Origin of the sequence: Halorubrum salipaludis (genome assembly GCF_002286985.1) — an archaeon.
GTDB classification, from domain to species: Archaea; Halobacteriota; Halobacteria; order Halobacteriales; family Haloferacaceae; genus Halorubrum; species Halorubrum salipaludis.
Genome location: NZ_NSKC01000004.1, coordinates 263,869 through 279,310, shown reverse-complemented (window position 1 = coordinate 279,310; position 15,442 = coordinate 263,869). Strand labels below are relative to the sequence as shown.

Below are 15,442 nucleotides of genomic sequence, written 5' to 3'. Positions count from 1 at the left end.
CGCCGCCCTCACGCCGCGCTGCCCTCACGCCGCGCCGCCCCTGCTCACCCGTCGATCCACGGCTCGCCCGCCTCGGCCGCGTCGGGGTCGGGGCCCCGGACCACGAAGCACGCGCCGTCCGGGACCGGCACGTCGTCGGGGGCCGCGGGCTCGGTGTCGTCGCCCCGGAGGCCGATCGCCCAGCCGTGCGACTCGACGACCTCGCGGACGATGTCGAGCCCGTATCCCGTCCCGTCTTCGCGGGTCGTGAAACCGGGGTCGAAGACGTCCTCGCGGTGCGCCGGGTCGATCCCGGGCCCGTCGTCGGCGACGAGGAATCCCCCGTCGGTCGCGGTCACGACCACGGTGAGTGGGAGGTCCTCCCCGCCGTCGGTCGTTCGGGCGTCGTTCGAGCCGCCGGGAACCGCGTGTTCCGTCGCGTTCCGGAACAGGTTCTCGAGCGCCTGCCGCAGGCGGCCGCGGTCGCCGCGAACCGTCGCGTCGGCGCCCACGACGAGCCTCGCCCGCTCGCATCCGGCGGTGTCCCACGCCTCGCGGGCGACGGCGCCGAGCGCGAACTCGGTCGGTTCGTCGATCCCCGAGCCCTGCCGGGCGAGCGTCAGCAGCTCCGAGACCAGCTGGTCGATCCGGTCGACGGCGCGCTCGCCGCGCTCTAAGGGCTCGGTGTCCTCTTTCAGCCGCGCCATCTCCATCGACCCCCGGATCACGGACAGCGGGTTCCGGAGGTCGTGCGAGACGATGCTGGCGAACCGGTCGAGCCGCTCGTTGCGGTCGGTGAGCCGGCGCTCGCGCGCCTTGCGCTCGCTCACGTCCCGCGAGTTGATGAGCAGGTCGCCGACCGCGGCGTCGGCCGGCAGCGACCGGGTTCGCGACTCCAGCCAGACCCAGTCGCCCTCGGCGGTGCGGTAGCGGTACTCCATCGTGGGGGTCGCGTCGGGGTCGTTGAGCGCGCGGTAGAAGCGCTCGGTCACGCGCTCGCGGTCGTCCGGGTGGACGTAGCCGAGCGGCGAGCGCCCCACGGTCGACCCCTGCTCGTAGCCGAGCACCTCCTCGACGGAGGGGCTCTCGTACCGGACCCGGCCGTCCGCGTCGACGACGGTGACCAGGTCGGTCCCGTACTCTAAGAACTCCCGGAACCGCTCCGGGAACCTCGTCTCCGCGTCGACGCGGCGCGCCGTGACGACGCGCCCGCCGAACTCGGGGGCCAGCTCCTCGTCGACGACGGACTCGACCCAGACGAATCCGCCGTTCGCGTGGCGGAGCCGGTGGGTGACGACGCGGTCGGTCGCGACCGCCGAGAGCGCGTCGGAGACGGGCTCGCGGTCGTTCGGGTGGACGCGCTCCAGCAGGTCCTCGCCGACGAGGGCCGCCCGATCGACCCCGAGCACCGCGGGCACCGAGGGGCCGGCGAACAGCACCTCGCCGTCGACCGCGACCGCCGCGACGAACCGGTCGGCGCCCGGGACGGACGGACCGGTCGACGCGGCGGAGTCGGACGATTCGGCCCCGTCGGCCCCGCTCCCCGCACCCGCGTCGCCGTTCCGGCCCGCCGGCGGGGGAGCGGACCCGTCGCCTGACCCGTCGCCCGATTCCCGTCGGTCGTCGCCGGGGGCGGTCGACGGGCGGTCGGTCGGGCGGAGGGTCACGGTGGTTCGGTCTCCCCTTCGGACGCGATCGGATAAAGCTGCGCCCCGAAATTATCGGAGAAGATAATTGGTGTCGGGGCCCGATTGCTTCGGGCGATATCCCGTCATCGGATCGGTGAGCCGTTCCGCCCGTTTTTAAACGTCCTCGACGATCTCGGCCGACTCCCACGCCTCGGCGAAGCCGTCGCTCACGCGGGTCGCGAAGCCGCGGTCGCGCAGGTCGAGCATGCCGAACAGCCGGTCCGGCGCGAGCGGGTCGGCGACCTCCAGGCACACCTCCTCGTCGTCGATGAGGTAGAAGTTCCCGTACACGTCGTCGGTCACGCGGAGCGCGAACGCCCCCTGCGCCATCGCGAGCACGGCGCGGTCCTCGTCGATCGCGGTCAGCGCCTCGTCGAACATCGCCGGCGACAGCAGCACCGAGACGTCAACGCCGCGCCGGATCGCGGAGAGCAGCCGGTCGAGGAGGACCGGCCCCTCGCGGTCCACCTCGAACTGCGAGGAGACCTCGGTGGCGACGACCACGAGCGACTCCGACGCGGCGTCGATCCGCTCGAAGAGGAGGTCGAGCGAGTCGTCGGCGCCGACCGCGGCGGTCCAGAACCGGTCGTCGGTCGTCTCCGCGTCGGCCAGCTGGTCGATCAGGTCGTCTTTCCCCGACTCGTACGTCTCGATCCGGCGCTCCAGCTCCCGGCGCTTCGCTCCGACGAGCCGGTCGACGGCGACCGCGGGCTCGACCGGCGCGTACCGCTTCGGCTCCCGGTCGCTCTGGACCCGGACGAGCCCGCGGGACTCCAGCCCCCCGAGCGCGTCGTAGATGCGCCCCTTCGGCACGTCGCTCTCGGCGGCGACGTCCGCGGCGGTCCCGGTGCCGAGCGCGAGCAGCCCGCGGTACGCTCGGTCCTCGTAGCTCGACAGCCCCAGGTCGCGAAGCGACTCCATGCGACGGGCTACGTCGAGTATATATAAATGAGTGGCGCTGAAACCGGAGCTAGTTTCGCCACGCCCGTCTCGATTTCGGGACTGAATCCGGATCGAGGCATCGAGGACCGGTATTCGTCTCCCGATCGGTTCGCGATCTATTTCTGAAAACTGATACGATGTTTTCTCAGGTTCCCGAAGGGTATTACGTCGGCGCGGCCTATCGCGGACAACCGATATGAGTCGCATCCGGAGGGTCGCGGTCGTCGCGCTGGTCTGCTGTCTGCTGGCGGCCGGCACCGCCTTGGTCGCCGCCAACGACACGGTCAGCGGCGATCCCGACATCGAGGCGTTCGCGCCGGAGACGGCGTTCGTGCCCGGCGAAGAGTCGACGCTGCAGGTGAGCCTGAACAACCGCGGTGACGTGGACGAAGAGGGGTTCGACGACCTCGAGACCGAGGTGGTGACCGCCCACGAGACCACCGCGCGGATCCTCACCGGCGACGAGACCGACCGCGAGGTCCCCTTCGACGTGCGGACCGGCGAGCAGACCGTCGGCGACGTGGGACGCGGCACGGCGGGACCGATCGACTTCACCGTCGTCCCCGACGAGGACGCGGAGCCGGGCGTGTACCGGGTCCCGATCGAGCTGGAGTACCGGAACGTCTACAACGCGGAGGACGACAACGGCGCGACCCTCCGCGACGAGCGCGTCGAGACCGAGACCGTGTTCGTCGACGTGGAGATCACCGACCGCGCGCAGTTCGCGGTCACCGCCGTCGATGGCGCGGTGCAGGCCGGCGACACCGGCGTGGTGAACGTGACGATGCGGAACGTGCAAAACGAGAGCGCCCGCGAGGCCTCGGTGACGGCGACGCCGGTCGACGCCGACCTCACCTTCGCCACCGACGCCGAGAGCACGGAGACGTACGTCGACGACTGGGCGCCTGGCGAGAACCGCACCTTCACCTACCGGCTCGACGCCGCGGCCGACGCGACGCCGCGGGCCTCGACGCTGGAGTTCGACGTGGAGTACCGCGACGCCGAGCGCGCCGACGCGACCGCCCGGACCGTCCGGACCGGCGTGACGCCCCTCTCGCGGCAGACGTTCGACATGACCGGGCTGAACAGCTCGCTGGAGGTCGGCAAGGACGGCTCGTTCACGGTCGAGGTCCGCAACGACGGCCCCCGGCCGGTGGAGAACGCGGTCGTCGCCTTCGACAACGAGGCACCGGCGCCGGAGGGCATCGGCGCGGAGACGGTCCCGGCCGACGAGAACGTCGTCCCCCGCGAGACGCGGGTGACCGTCGGCGACCTCGGGGTCGGCGAGACCGCGACGGCGACGTTCGACGCCGGGATCCGCAGCGACGCGACCCCGGGCAACCGGACGCTCAACCTCGCGGTGCGCTACCGCGGGCTCGACAACGACGTGGTCGTCTCCGACGCGTACGACGCCGTCGTCGACGTGCGCCCGGAACAGGAGGCGTTCGCCGTCTCGCCGGTCGCGCCGAGCGGCGACGACGCCGGCGAGGGCGGTAACGGGACCGACGCCGGCGGCGTCGCGGGGTCGGTCGAACCCGGCGGGACCGCCCGGTACGACGTGGTCGTCCGCAACACGGGCTCCGAGCCGGTCACGGACGTGCAGGCGAAGCTGTTCGTCGACGAGCCCATCTCCTCGGACGACGACGAGGCGTTCGTCACCTCGCTGGACCCGGGCGAGGAGACGACCCTCTCCTTCGAGGTGAGCGCCGACGGCGGCGCCGCGCGGAAGACCTACTCGGCCGCGGTCGACTTCCGGTACGACGACGCCGACGGCGACGAGCAGCTCTCCGACACCTACCGGCTCCCCGTCGTCGTCGCGACCGACGACGGCGGCAGCGTGCTCCGGTCCCCGGTCGGGATCGTCGCCCTGCTGAGCGCGCTCGCGCTCGGCGCCGCGGCGGTCTGGAAGCGCGGTCGGGTGAGCCGAGAACTCTCGCGGCTCCGCGACCGGGCCCGCGAGCGGTTCGGCGGCGACCGGTAGATGCCGGGGGTCGAGCGCCTCTTCCGGGCGATCACGGACCGTGTGGTCGACCGGCCGAAGCGGGTCGTCGTCGCCTGCCTGCTCGTCACGGCGCTTTTCGCGCCGGGGATGGCCCTGCTGGAGTCCGAGGCCGGCAGCGACCAGTTCACCGAGGGGATCGACGAGGCCGACGCGCTCGACCGGGTGAACGAACAGTTCGAGCCCGCGTTCGGCGGCGACGAGCCGACGACGCAGCTGATCCAGCGCGACGGCAACGTGCTCGACCGGCGCGGGCTGCTCGCGATGCTGGAGACCGCGGAGCGGCTGGAAGAGCGGGACGACCTCCGGGTGACCGAGGTGTCCGCACCGGCGATGGACGTGGCGACCGAGCTCGACGAGGACGTCGAGACCGCGGCCGACGCGCGCGACGCGGTCGAGCGCGCCAGCGAGGGGGAGATCGACGAGGCGGTCGCCGCGGCCGCCGAGGACCCCGCGTTCGACACGCTGCTCTCGGACGACTACAACCGGGAGTCGCAGACCGCGTCCGCCGCGCTCGGCGTCGTCACCCACTCGTTCCCCGCGTCGGCCGACGCCCAGGCGCTCCAGCTTGAGGCGCGCGACGTCGCCGAGCGCGGGCCGGGCGACGTCACCGCCTTCGGGGGCGGCATCGTCGACAACGAGTTCGCGCAGGTGATCTTCGACTCGCTCGCGATCGTCGTGCCGGCGGCGCTCGCCGTCATCCTCGGGCTCTTGGCGTACGCGTACCGGGACCCGTTCGACTTCGTGCTGGGCGGGGTCGCGCTGCTGATGACCGTCGTCTGGACGTTCGGGTTCACCGGCTACGCCGGCATCGCCTTCTCCGACGTGCTGATCGCGGTGCCCGTGCTCCTGCTCGCGATCGGGATCGACTTCGGGATCCACACGGTGAACCGCTACCGCGAGGAGCGAGCCGACGGCGTCGAGCCGACGACCGCGATGCGCGACGCGCTCGGCCAGCTGACGGTCGCGTACTCGATCATCGCGGGGACGACGATCATCGGCTTCCTCGCGAACCTGACCAGCGCGCTCGACCCCCTCCGGGAGTTCGGGCTCGTCGCCGGCATCGGCATCTGTTTCACCCTCGTCATCTTCGTCGGCTTCCTCCCGGCGGCGAAGCTGCTCGTCGACCGCTGGCGCGCGGAGCGCTCGCTCCCCGAGTTCGGCTCCCGCCCGCTCGGATCCGAGGACTCGGCGCTCGGGCGGCTGCTCCCGTCGCTGACCGCGATCTCTCGGCCGGCCCCCGCGGTCTTCCTCGCCGTCGTCCTCCTCCTGACCGCCGGCGCGGCCGGCTACGGCGCGGGCGTCGACACGACGTTCGACGACGACGACTTCCTGCCGCCGAGCGAGCAGCCCGGCTACGTCGACTACTTCCCCGCCCCGATGCAGCCCGGCGAGTACACCGCGACCGAGACGATCGACTTCCTCTCGGAGAACTTCGCCACCAGCGAGGACGACACCGTGACGATATACGTCGAGCGGCGGATGACCAGCGACGCGGCCCTCCGGAGCCTCGACCGCGCGGAGCGCGACCCGCCCGACACCTTCGTCGAGAGCGACGGCCGCGCCAGCGCCACCGGCGTCACCGACGCGATCGACGGCTACGCCGACCAGAACCCCGAGTTCGAGCGGCTCGTCGACGAGTCGGCGCTCGACGACGGCCCGCCGAACCGGAACCTCGACCGGATCTACGGCGAGCTGCGCGACTCGGGGTACGCCGGCTTCACCGGCGAGTACCTCGCGGACGACGACCGGTCGACGCGGGTGGTGTACGACGTGGAGTCGGACGCCTCCGACGCCGCGATCACCGCCGACGCCCGCGCGGTGGCCGACCGCTACCGCGGGGACGCCACCGCGACCGGCCAGATCGTCGTCTTCCAGGCCGTGAGCGAGACGATCTTCGAGTCGGCGATCGTCTCGCTGTCGGCCGCCCTGGGGCTCTCGGCGCTGCTGTTGATCGTCCTCTTCCGGCTGTTCCTCGACAGTCCGGCGCTCGGGCTCGTCACGCTCGTGCCGGTGGCGGTCACCGTCGCGGCGCTCACGGCGACGATGCGGCTGGCGGGGATCCCCTTCAACGCGCTCACCGCGACGATCCTCTCTATCACCATCGGGCTCGGGGTCGACTACACGGTCCACGTCGCCCACCGCTTCCACGACGAGTACGTCGAGTGCGGCGACGCCGACGCCGCGGTCGAGACCACCCTCCGCGGCACCGGCGGCGCGCTCACCGGAACCATGGCGACCACCGCGCTCGGGACGGGCGTGCTCGTGCTCGCGATCACTCCGATCCTCGGCCAGTTCGGCCTCCTGACCGCCGCGAGCATCTCGCTCGCCTACGTCGCCTCGCTCGTGGTGCTGCCGCCGGCGCTCGTCGTCTGGGCCGCCGCCGTGGAGCGCCGCCCCGACCTGCTGTGGGTCGGCCGGCTGGTCGGCGCGATCGGGTCCGGAAGCGAGGACGGTAGCGGCGCCGGCGCCCCCGACGGCGTCGACCGCGCCGCGGAGGACGCCCGCACCGACGGCGGGGTCGTCGGCGAGGGGGACCGCTTCGAGTGGCGCCCGCCCCTCGAGGCGTCCCCGCGAGACGACGGCGCCGCCCCGGATCGCACCGATCCCCCGTCGCCGGCCGATCCGGACGACCCGGACGACCGCAGTCAGAAGCGTTAAACGCTCGCCGCGGATACCCGGTCGTGAGGGCGCGTAGCTCAGCGGACAGAGCACTTGGTTCCGGACCAAGATGCCGCGGGTTCAAATCCCGTCGCGCCCGTTCCTTCGCTTCGCTCAGTCACGGGCGCGACTGACCCTCGCTCGTTCGCTCCGCTCACTCGCGAGGGTCCCGTCGCGCCCTTGCGTTTTTGTGTGTTTAACGGTACCTGTCCGACCGTGATTCTGTCCCGCAAGAGGATTTTTGTTCAGCCGTGAAAACCTCAAAGTTGAATGAGAGCATCGACGGCGAAAGAGGAACTGCTCGATAAGGGGTTACAGATTGATCACGAGCAGTTTGAACAGCTCTGTAAAATGGTGATCGAGCGTGCAGAGCCGACTCGTGAGCTTGAGCTAACACCGTTCCGCGGCGATGGTGGGATCGATATTCACGCTGTCATCGATCGAGAACTGTTCCACGCGAGACTCGGTGTACAAGCAAAACAATACGCTATCGGGAACACCGTCGGCGCTCGAACTCTCCGCGGATTTAAAGGCGCACTCTCAGAGCAACAGTATCACATCGGGACGGTGATCACGACATCCTCGTTCACGTCTGGAGCCGAGACGAGCGCAGACCAAGATTTCATCCGATTGATCGACGGTGACCGGCTCACGGATATCATGATCGAGAGCAGTATCGGCGTCGTTACAGACGGCGAATCATATGAACTCGATCCCACGTTCTGGAGTGCGTTCGAGAAGCCGGAGCGCACCGACACGATCCCGTCGCTAGAGGTACCACAGGCTGACAACTTTGACGTGATACGCACCGTCATCCGAGCGGTAGATACGGGTTCGGATATCAAGCCCGATATCGCGGCATACGTTCAAAAACAGATGGATACAGATACGTTCGATCCACGGCAAGCAGATTATTACGGTATCGCCGCGTGGCTTCTCCAGTTTCTCCACAAAGAACAGGAGATCGAAATCGACAACCGCACCATCCGTCGTTGGGGACTCACTCGGCTCGGCGAGGAATACGTCACACATCTCGATCGTGGCAATCGAGAATCCGCGGATGACCTTCTCACACAGCAGATCCGTGATGTCGAGATCATTTCCCGCGTATACGCTCAGCTAGAAGCAGACGGTACGCTTTTCCGACATGATATTACGGAGATTCTCGCCGCCGAAACAGATCTCTCGGATTCAACTACTCGTCGACGCGCTCGAACCGTCGGACAGTGGCTCGTCCGCCTCCCTGAGATCACTACAACCGGTCGAGGATCCGAGCAACAATACGTCCTATCTTCGACGCCACGTTAAGCGATCTTCGACGACTCATTCAGTAAAGTCAGAGAGAGTCTTTCGCCTTTGGTCATCCGGCGGAACGTTCGTGATGAGTACTTCCGAGACTTCCCCGCGACTGGTGGCATCACTATTTATCGCACGAGCGGCGTCTACGTAGCTGATCGAGAATACGTCGTGGTCTTCGTACAATTCCGTGACTGGGGGTGAATTCGAGAGGACCACGGAAACATTCATCTCGGTGAGTTCTATGACGATATCACGAAGTCGCCGTTGGTCCTCTCGGTCGAATCCGCCTGCCTGATATGAATTGAAATCCGCCGTTTTCGACACCGGTTCGTACGGCGGATCTAAATATACGAGATCACCAACTGAAGCCTCATCGACGACGTAGCTAAAATCCGTATTGAATACCGCCGTGTCTTGGAGAACACGTGATGCCTTCCGAATTCGCTGCTCTTGTATCCAATCTGGATTGGAATATCGTCCGAAAGAGACGTTGAATTCACCGTCACTGTTCTCTCGATACAATCCGTTGAAGCATGTCCGATTCAGGTATAATAGTAGGCTTGCCTCCCGAACTCGATCGTCCTGTGTGAGAGTCGACTGTGTAAGGAGCGCATTGAACTCGGAGCGAGCGTTGTAGTAGTATTCTTCCGTATGCTCATGCGTTTTGTTCTCGGTAATAAGGGCGTCCGGTTGGTCCCGAACGATCTCATAAAACGTTGTTAGCCGCGTGTTCAGATCGTTAATCGTTCCATCGTCAGGATCCTGATCGAAAAAGACAGCACCACCACCGACGAACGGCTCATGATACGCCTCATACGAGGTCGGAAACAACGCCGTGATTTCTGAGAGAAGCTGGCGCTTTCCACCCGCCCATTTCAATATCGGCTCCACCATTCAAGATAGAGTTCCTCGGTATTAGCAAAAAACTGTCTCGTTGGACCTCTCTCGTCTTCTGTCGTGTCTGGTAGAAGACTGTGTTCTCTCGTCCCCCAAACGCCTTTCTGATGAGTGGCGCCTTTCTGAGCCGTCGCCGTCCGTATACGACGACGGCGATCTCCGCGTTCTTCGAGTCAAATGGCTGTGAAGCCGATCTAGCTTCTCTGACCCGTTCACGAAGTCTCTCATAGCGCTGATTTAGAGGGTACTGAATAAAATACTCTGAATAATCATATTCTGAAATATCATATTTCGGAGTACCGGTGATCGAGAATTCTTCTAAATCAAAATTAGAGTAGATCCGAGATTAGTCAGATACGGTGCCAATTATATTAGAAAATCTACCTTTCGTCTCAAATCGCAAAACTGTTTTATAATATACTTGCGTTATTTGAGACAATATGATGTCGGAGAGTCACTTGCGGGTAATCTCTCAGCTCATAGATGGGGGTGACCCGGAAGTGAGTATCAGTACACTCGCTGACCAACTCGAGTGGAGTACCAGTCACGCCTCACGGGTTATCACCGAATTAGAAGCCTACGGCTGCGTCCAAACCAAACAAAGCGGTCGAGAAAAGCTGGTTTCTCTTACTGAAATCGAACCGATAGAGCAGCTCGAAGGACTCCTCACGGAATATCGCCATATGGACCTACCGGCACTCCTCGCCGGCTCCGGATTACAAATCCTCTATTATCTTGACCGAGGACGGACGGCTACCGAATTAGCCGAGCGAAGTGGCGTTAGTCGGGCAACAGTCTACCGCCGGTTAGATGATCTCCAGCTAGTCGGTGTCATCGGGAAATCGAAATCTCGGTATCGTCTCAACGAGCCATTCACCGTATTGGCCTCGATCGCACGAGGACTGTTCCATCAGAAGCATCGCCGTGAAACAAGAGAGCACGTCGTTGGACTCAATTTCCTCTGGGAAACACACGACGAGTATCTTTTTGCATGCGACAGCGACATCAGCACTGAAGGGTTTCATCTAACTGGACCAGCACTGTTCGGTGAGTTCGGCGTTCCACTGCTCACCCGCGACCGCCGCCACTACTTCCGGACAGATCGACTCACAGAGGTTGACCCTGTTGAGCTAGTATGCCATACTCTCTTAATCGATGATGGCTCTCGGTACCGAACGTACTGTCTGTTACTGATACAGAAACAGGATATCGATCGAACGGAACTACGAGAGCGCGCTGAACACTATCACCCTGAGGCGACGATCGATTTACGCACTATCGTCGACGGCCTCATTGAATACTTGGAGACCAGTGGAGAAACGACGGCTGAGCACCTCCCCGAATGGGAAGAGTTCAAGCAAACAGCTAGGGAGTATGAGGTCACTCTATGAGCTCTCGTGAACGATTCGGCCGTGGTTATATCGAGGCCGAACTTCAGAAGATCGCGGATCACCTCCGAACAGAGGTGGAGGCGTATCTCATCGGTGGTGGCGCGATGGCACTTCACCAGCCATCTCTCAAGGACACGACCAAGGACATCGATCTCGTTGTTGTAGATGAGACGGCCCTCAGCCGCCTGATGGGCGTACTCGACGAGCTCGGCTATGAGGAGGTCACCGATCTCGGTGACGAGTACGATCGGCTGGGCGCACGCCATTGCGTACGGAACGATGCCGGCTGCCAGTTCGACGTCTTTTATCGCCAGATTGCCGATAAGCTGTTCTTCAGCGACGGGATGCAAGCACGGAGCCAACAGTTTCTCTCTTCAGAGAGCTTCTCCGTCGGCCTCGTCTCGTTCGAGGATATCTTCCTGTTCAAAGCCGTCGCAGAGCGTCCGGACGACATCGGTGACATGGCTACGCTCGTCCAAACGGAACTCGACTTCGATGTCATATCAGACGAACTCGAACGCCAAGTAGAGCTCTTGGGTGGGGAGTTCTTCGTCACGGTTGTCTCTGCGTCTCTGGAGCGACTCGATGAGACCGAGGGCATCCAAACGCCACTTGATGATGTCGTTCGGGAGTACTATCAGCGGTACATGGAAGGATATGAGCTCCGAATACAGTTGGACGAGAAAGCACCCAGATCTGTAAGCGAACTAGCCGCTGAGTTGGGCGTTTCAGAAGAGGAGATCGAACGTCGATACGAGTATCTCGAGGAATACGGATTCGCTGAGCGAACTTCTGAGGGGATTCAAGATACTGGCAAGCACGACGAATTTACGCGATCGTAGGTATTGTCGATGTTGTTACCGACTACCCGCATCGGCTCGACGACAACAAGTGGCAGTCACTGAGTACGTCTTAGATGTTATCGAGGTACCCCCGTCGCTGCTCCATTTTCTCACGCTGACTCCGCCGGTCGTAGTGTTCGTCGAGAACACCTGCAGTCACGTTTGCACGGTCACTGACGATGTCTTTCGGAACATCACTGTTCAGATGGTGAGTGATGCCACCACGCCGAAGGGCGTGTGGACTGACGCTCGAGGGACAGTCGAAGGCGGCGGTATACACCATCGCCTCGCAACTCTCCGGATCGCGGTCGTGTGGACACTCTCCAGTAGAAACACAGGGCCTTGTGTATCTGTAACAATCTCCTCGGAGCGTCGATCGATGCGCACGCCCGTCTACCGTCGATACGAGTGGTCGCCTGCCGAACTCGTCGTCGACATCGGGTCTCCGATCTGCGATCCAGTCGTCAAGAACCTGGCACACGTCGTTCGATAACGCGATCAGCCGCTCTCCACCTTTTCCGTTCTTGATCGTCGTTCCCTCCCCAGGTCGATGGATGACAGCGATGTACTGCGCATCCGGGTCGTAGTCGTCGACGTCCAGCGAGTGGACTGCACCGGTTCGCATCATCGTGTGCCACATCAGCGTGAGAACGACGTGAGGACGCGAGGCATACTCGTACTTCGAGAGGTGGTCGAGAACCTCCTCAGCACGATCGGACTCGAGCATCACGTCACGGACGTTCTGCCCGTCTCGTAAGACGGGCGACCGGACCTTCGTATGGAGGTCGTCGACGACGGCGTCGATGCTCTCGAGCCACTTCACGAAGACGCGGAGCGTGTCCATCTGCGTCTTCTCGCTAGCGGGTGCGAGGTCACCGTCACGACGTCGCCAGAGGCGGTACTCGTGTAGCGTCCGTCCGCTGAGCACGTTCAGATTGTCTATCTCTTCCTCACCACACCAGCGAACGAAGTGACCGAGGCGAGAGCTGTGCGAGTACAGCGTTGCCTTGGAGACCTCGGCTTCCCGATCGGCGAGGTACAGTTCCACGGCTGTTTCCGGGTCGATTGGTTCGAGACTCATCGCTCTTGGGTGCGCGAATCGTAGTCAGAACCCCGATCTGAAGTCCCCGATTTCGGTCGGTACAGGCCCGAAAGGACGATCCGTTCTCAGTGTGAACTCGCGCCCGTCGCGCCCTCGCGATCGTCGATTTCTCACCGGGAGCGCGGCGTACGGCGCTCCGCGGATCGCGGACCGTCGCGGGCGAGTCGGGTTCGCAGCCGGCGACGCGGCTGGAACGGCACCGGATCGACGCGGGTCGCGATCCGGAGCGGCTCACGGAGGCGGTGGCGCACGACCGCGACGCGGCGGGCCCAACGATCTGGCCAGCGTGAGGTGCGTGGACGGGTGGTTGGATCCTCTGGTAGCGTGGCCCTCGTGAGTAGTAACTCTACTTCGACCCGCTTTCTGTGGTCGTTCTCGTCCTGATCGACTCGGATCGGAACATCGAGCAGGGTCGATCGCGACCGCAATACAAGGGGGATCTTGTCGTCGACCGACGGGATCGGATCGACTCTAGGAGGTCGGTTGGCAGCTAGGGAGGTGGTGAAGGGTGCAGTAGCTACGGTATCACACCGTTTTCGCGGCGGTTGTACGTGTGTGGCGCACCAAAATCTTGGACAACGTCTAATTTATCCAGCATTTATTAGAATAGAATATATTTCCAAGATATGGTTGTCATTCCGATCTTGGAATCCGCTGCTACTTGGCTGATGAATTGGGCTCCTGTAATTACTGGGGTCGGGTCTTTCGTCCTAACTGCGGGACTTGTATACCTTTATAAAATACAAACTGAGATACAAGAACAACAGAAATCGTTATCAGAAAGCTCTCATGAAGCTATTCTGAGAATTGAAGACTACGGCTTAGCATCACAATACGATATAACAGATATCCGGGAGGAAGCTGGGCTCGGAAGAGATGATAGTATCAATTCTGGCGTTGTGATTGTGAGACTATCAAATTTTGGCAAGGCAGCCGCAGATGATTTAAGAGCAGAATTATATTTTGACGGAGGTCAGTCCTATCTGAGTATCAACACAATATTGAGCTATGGAAGTCATTTTGATCCGCTCGCATTCACCGGAGAAGGTGGAGTAATTGGCGCAGAAGAAAAGGATGTCCGATTTCATAGCGAATTCTCTGTATCAAAAGACGAATTGCCGGAGAGATGGGATCTGGAGGGTAGTGAGCCAGATATGTTATCTCCGACAGAAGTAATGTGGCTGATACAGGATTCTGGAGAACAAGAAATAGAAGTTGGTCTGAAAATACACTACCGAGATGGAGTAGGGTACGGTGAGCCAAAGACATTGTTCCGCTCAAGAGTCGATTTGGGAGATATTCAGGATTTTAGATCAATTGAGCATGTGGGAGAGCCAATCTTTGATTAAAAGAGAGGTATACAGCACAATTCCGTGACTTAGTCTCCTCGCCAGGACTTGAGACCCCGGACTGTCAGACCGATAGTACGCCTCACCGGCATTCATCCAGTTAGTGATCTCCCAGTCCCGAGCGCGGATCGCCCGTGACGTCGCGACCGTAATCTCCCGCCCCTCCTCTTGTACCACACGAGCGCGTCCCACCGTCAACATCGGTAAGCGCCGCATGCTGGTCTCCCTAGAACTTGAACGTCGATCGGACGGAGTTCGGCATCGACTCGATCGACCCCGTCCGCCGTCGTCGACGGCGAGGGTATAAAAACGAATCCGGTCAGTCGATCGAGATCGACGTTGCGGTCGCGCACTTGGTAGAGAATGACGTGAGCATTCGCGAGGGACGTGCAAGTACGACTTCGAGACGGTTCAGCAGCGCTGTAACACGTCGGCTCTCGGGCTTCAGTATCGCACGCGAATAAAAAGCCGCTGGCGGTAACTCTGATTAGCTGAACGTCAGAGTCTGATCGCCGTCAATGGTTCCAAGTCCTTCAATTTCGGTAGTCCGATCAAGAAGGATGGAATCACTGGGCTTGTGGATGATCCGGATACGAACCTCCTCAGCATCAGTCCCACTTGTGGTGAAATCTGCAGAGGAAGTGTCACCAACTGAGAAACGACTCGGGAAGACAGACGTATTCTCTGCTGTATTGTCATTCGAATCTGTAACAACCACTCTCAGAGCATCCGTGTCAATCGAGTCACCACCGCTATGCTCGACCGAGAGTGTTGCAGTTGTGTCGTCCACAATAGAAATGTCTGCGTCGATCTGCGCTGTCGGCTGACTGTCTCCGAGCGAGTCACCGAGCCCGAGCACGAACGTCCCGATGACGGCGGCCAGTATGACGGTGATCGCGACCATCAGAATGACCCCGATCACGGGGCTCACGGCACGGTCGTCCGTGTTGAACATGTTGCTTGGTTTCATGGTTTGAACCCAGCGGTTCACCGAGGAACGTCGACTGAGGGGCTCTCAAGCCGGTATAGGCGACGTTGAAACCCCGAGCACGTTCCGATCGGTTGCTGGTTACCTCTACAAACGGAGACCAGACTTATGTACTTAGTGGCGGGAATATCACCGCCGAAAATTAGGCGAGACCCCTCAATCCAGCCGGTTGACACGTGATGGCCGCACGGCCCGCGCCCCGACCGCTCGCTCGCACCGACAGCGATCGGGTGTCCCCTGACCCGCGGCAGGAGGTCCTCGATCACCACCGCGTCCTCGAGTACGCGGCCAGCAAACCGAACGCG

Annotated in this window: 11 protein-coding genes, 1 tRNA gene and 1 pseudogene; 8 read left to right on the top strand and 5 right to left on the bottom strand. The window is 62.7% G+C overall.

Features of this window, described 5'->3' with window-relative positions; all coding sequences use genetic code 11:
- Window positions 1–44: 44 nt before the first annotated feature.
- Both CK500_RS09410 and CK500_RS09405 read right to left on the bottom strand, forming a co-directional pair.
- On the bottom strand, window positions 45–1,646 hold the full coding sequence (locus CK500_RS09410; RefSeq protein ID WP_095636971.1) for a PAS domain-containing protein: 1,602 nt from the start codon (window positions 1,644–1,646) through the stop codon (window positions 45–47).
- Between the two features lie 135 nt (window positions 1,647–1,781).
- Window positions 1,782–2,588 (bottom strand): TrmB family transcriptional regulator, encoded by an 807-nt coding sequence (locus CK500_RS09405; RefSeq protein WP_095636970.1) that lies wholly within the window; start codon window positions 2,586–2,588, stop codon window positions 1,782–1,784.
- Window positions 2,589–2,805: 217 nt separating this feature from the next.
- Here CK500_RS09405 and CK500_RS09400 point away from each other — a divergent pair, with 217 nt between their 5' ends.
- The 4 genes from CK500_RS09400 to CK500_RS09385 all read left to right on the top strand — a co-directional run bounded on the left by CK500_RS09400 (window position 2,806) and on the right by CK500_RS09385 (window position 8,577).
- Window positions 2,806–4,590 carry a COG1361 S-layer family protein gene (locus tag CK500_RS09400; RefSeq protein ID WP_095636969.1) on the top strand — a complete coding sequence of 595 codons (1,785 nt, stop codon included), beginning with the start codon at window positions 2,806–2,808 and terminating at the stop codon, window positions 4,588–4,590.
- Window positions 4,591–7,269: an efflux RND transporter permease subunit gene (locus CK500_RS09395; RefSeq protein WP_095636968.1), complete on the top strand. Its 2,679-nt coding sequence runs from the start codon at window positions 4,591–4,593 to the stop codon at window positions 7,267–7,269. It abuts the gene before it with no gap.
- 27 nt (window positions 7,270–7,296) lie between these two features.
- Window positions 7,297–7,369: transfer RNA gene (locus CK500_RS09390), tRNA-Arg, on the top strand.
- A gap of 170 nt (window positions 7,370–7,539) precedes the next feature.
- Window positions 7,540–8,577, top strand: coding sequence for a restriction endonuclease (locus CK500_RS09385; protein ID WP_095636967.1), 1,038 nt, complete (start codon window positions 7,540–7,542; stop codon window positions 8,575–8,577).
- A gap of 15 nt (window positions 8,578–8,592) precedes the next feature.
- Here the strand turns inward: CK500_RS09385 and CK500_RS09380 are convergent, their stop codons facing one another.
- A complete protein-coding gene (locus CK500_RS09380) occupies window positions 8,593–9,462 on the bottom strand; it encodes a DNA adenine methylase (RefSeq protein WP_095636966.1) in 870 nt (289 codons plus the stop codon).
- A gap of 443 nt (window positions 9,463–9,905) precedes the next feature.
- On the opposite strand from CK500_RS09380, the gene CK500_RS09375 reads away from it, so the two are divergent.
- Both CK500_RS09375 and CK500_RS17205 read left to right on the top strand, forming a co-directional pair.
- Window positions 9,906–10,856 carry an HTH domain-containing protein gene (locus CK500_RS09375; RefSeq protein ID WP_233139009.1) on the top strand — a complete coding sequence of 317 codons (951 nt, stop codon included), beginning with the start codon at window positions 9,906–9,908 and terminating at the stop codon, window positions 10,854–10,856.
- Window positions 10,853–11,698 carry a DUF6036 family nucleotidyltransferase gene (locus tag CK500_RS17205; protein ID WP_158224037.1) on the top strand — a complete coding sequence of 282 codons (846 nt, stop codon included), beginning with the start codon at window positions 10,853–10,855 and terminating at the stop codon, window positions 11,696–11,698. The genes CK500_RS09375 and CK500_RS17205 overlap by 4 nt, the downstream gene beginning before the upstream one ends.
- Window positions 11,699–11,768: 70 nt before the next feature.
- On the opposite strand, the gene CK500_RS09365 is transcribed toward CK500_RS17205, so the two are convergent.
- Entirely contained in the window at window positions 11,769–12,779 is a 1,011-nt protein-coding gene (locus CK500_RS09365) for a tyrosine-type recombinase/integrase (protein ID WP_095636964.1), read from the bottom strand.
- Between the two features lie 647 nt (window positions 12,780–13,426).
- Here CK500_RS09365 and CK500_RS16850 point away from each other — a divergent pair.
- A complete protein-coding gene (locus CK500_RS16850) occupies window positions 13,427–14,149 on the top strand; it encodes a hypothetical protein (RefSeq protein ID WP_144049540.1) in 723 nt (240 codons plus the stop codon).
- Between the two features lie 430 nt (window positions 14,150–14,579).
- Window positions 14,580–14,630 (top strand): annotated as a pseudogene (locus CK500_RS17855) (DUF7386 family protein); the annotation flags it as partial.
- 6 nt (window positions 14,631–14,636) lie between these two features.
- On the opposite strand, the gene CK500_RS09350 reads toward CK500_RS17855, so the two are convergent.
- Entirely contained in the window at window positions 14,637–15,104 is a 468-nt protein-coding gene (locus tag CK500_RS09350) for a type IV pilin (RefSeq protein WP_233139004.1), read from the bottom strand.
- Window positions 15,105–15,442 lie beyond the last annotated feature (338 nt).

Bases quoted from the DNA above. Each gene is read 5' to 3' on its own strand.
- CK500_RS09385 (WP_095636967.1), top strand. From the start codon at position 7,540: ATGAGAGCATCGACGGCGAAAGAGGAACTGCTCGATAAGGGGTTACAG.
- CK500_RS09380 (WP_095636966.1), bottom strand. From the start codon at position 9,462: ATGGTGGAGCCGATATTGAAATGGGCGGGTGGAAAGCGCCAGCTTCTC.
- CK500_RS09375 (WP_233139009.1), top strand. From the start codon at position 9,906: ATGATGTCGGAGAGTCACTTGCGGGTAATCTCTCAGCTCATAGATGGG.
- CK500_RS09400 (WP_095636969.1), top strand. From the start codon at position 2,806: ATGAGTCGCATCCGGAGGGTCGCGGTCGTCGCGCTGGTCTGCTGTCTG.
- CK500_RS09365 (WP_095636964.1), bottom strand. From the start codon at position 12,779: ATGAGTCTCGAACCAATCGACCCGGAAACAGCCGTGGAACTGTACCTC.
- CK500_RS09395 (WP_095636968.1), top strand. From the start codon at position 4,591: ATGCCGGGGGTCGAGCGCCTCTTCCGGGCGATCACGGACCGTGTGGTC.
- CK500_RS16850 (WP_144049540.1), top strand. From the start codon at position 13,427: ATGGTTGTCATTCCGATCTTGGAATCCGCTGCTACTTGGCTGATGAAT.
- CK500_RS09350 (WP_233139004.1), bottom strand. From the start codon at position 15,104: ATGTTCAACACGGACGACCGTGCCGTGAGCCCCGTGATCGGGGTCATT.
- CK500_RS09405 (WP_095636970.1), bottom strand. From the start codon at position 2,588: ATGGAGTCGCTTCGCGACCTGGGGCTGTCGAGCTACGAGGACCGAGCG.
- CK500_RS17205 (WP_158224037.1), top strand. From the start codon at position 10,853: ATGAGCTCTCGTGAACGATTCGGCCGTGGTTATATCGAGGCCGAACTT.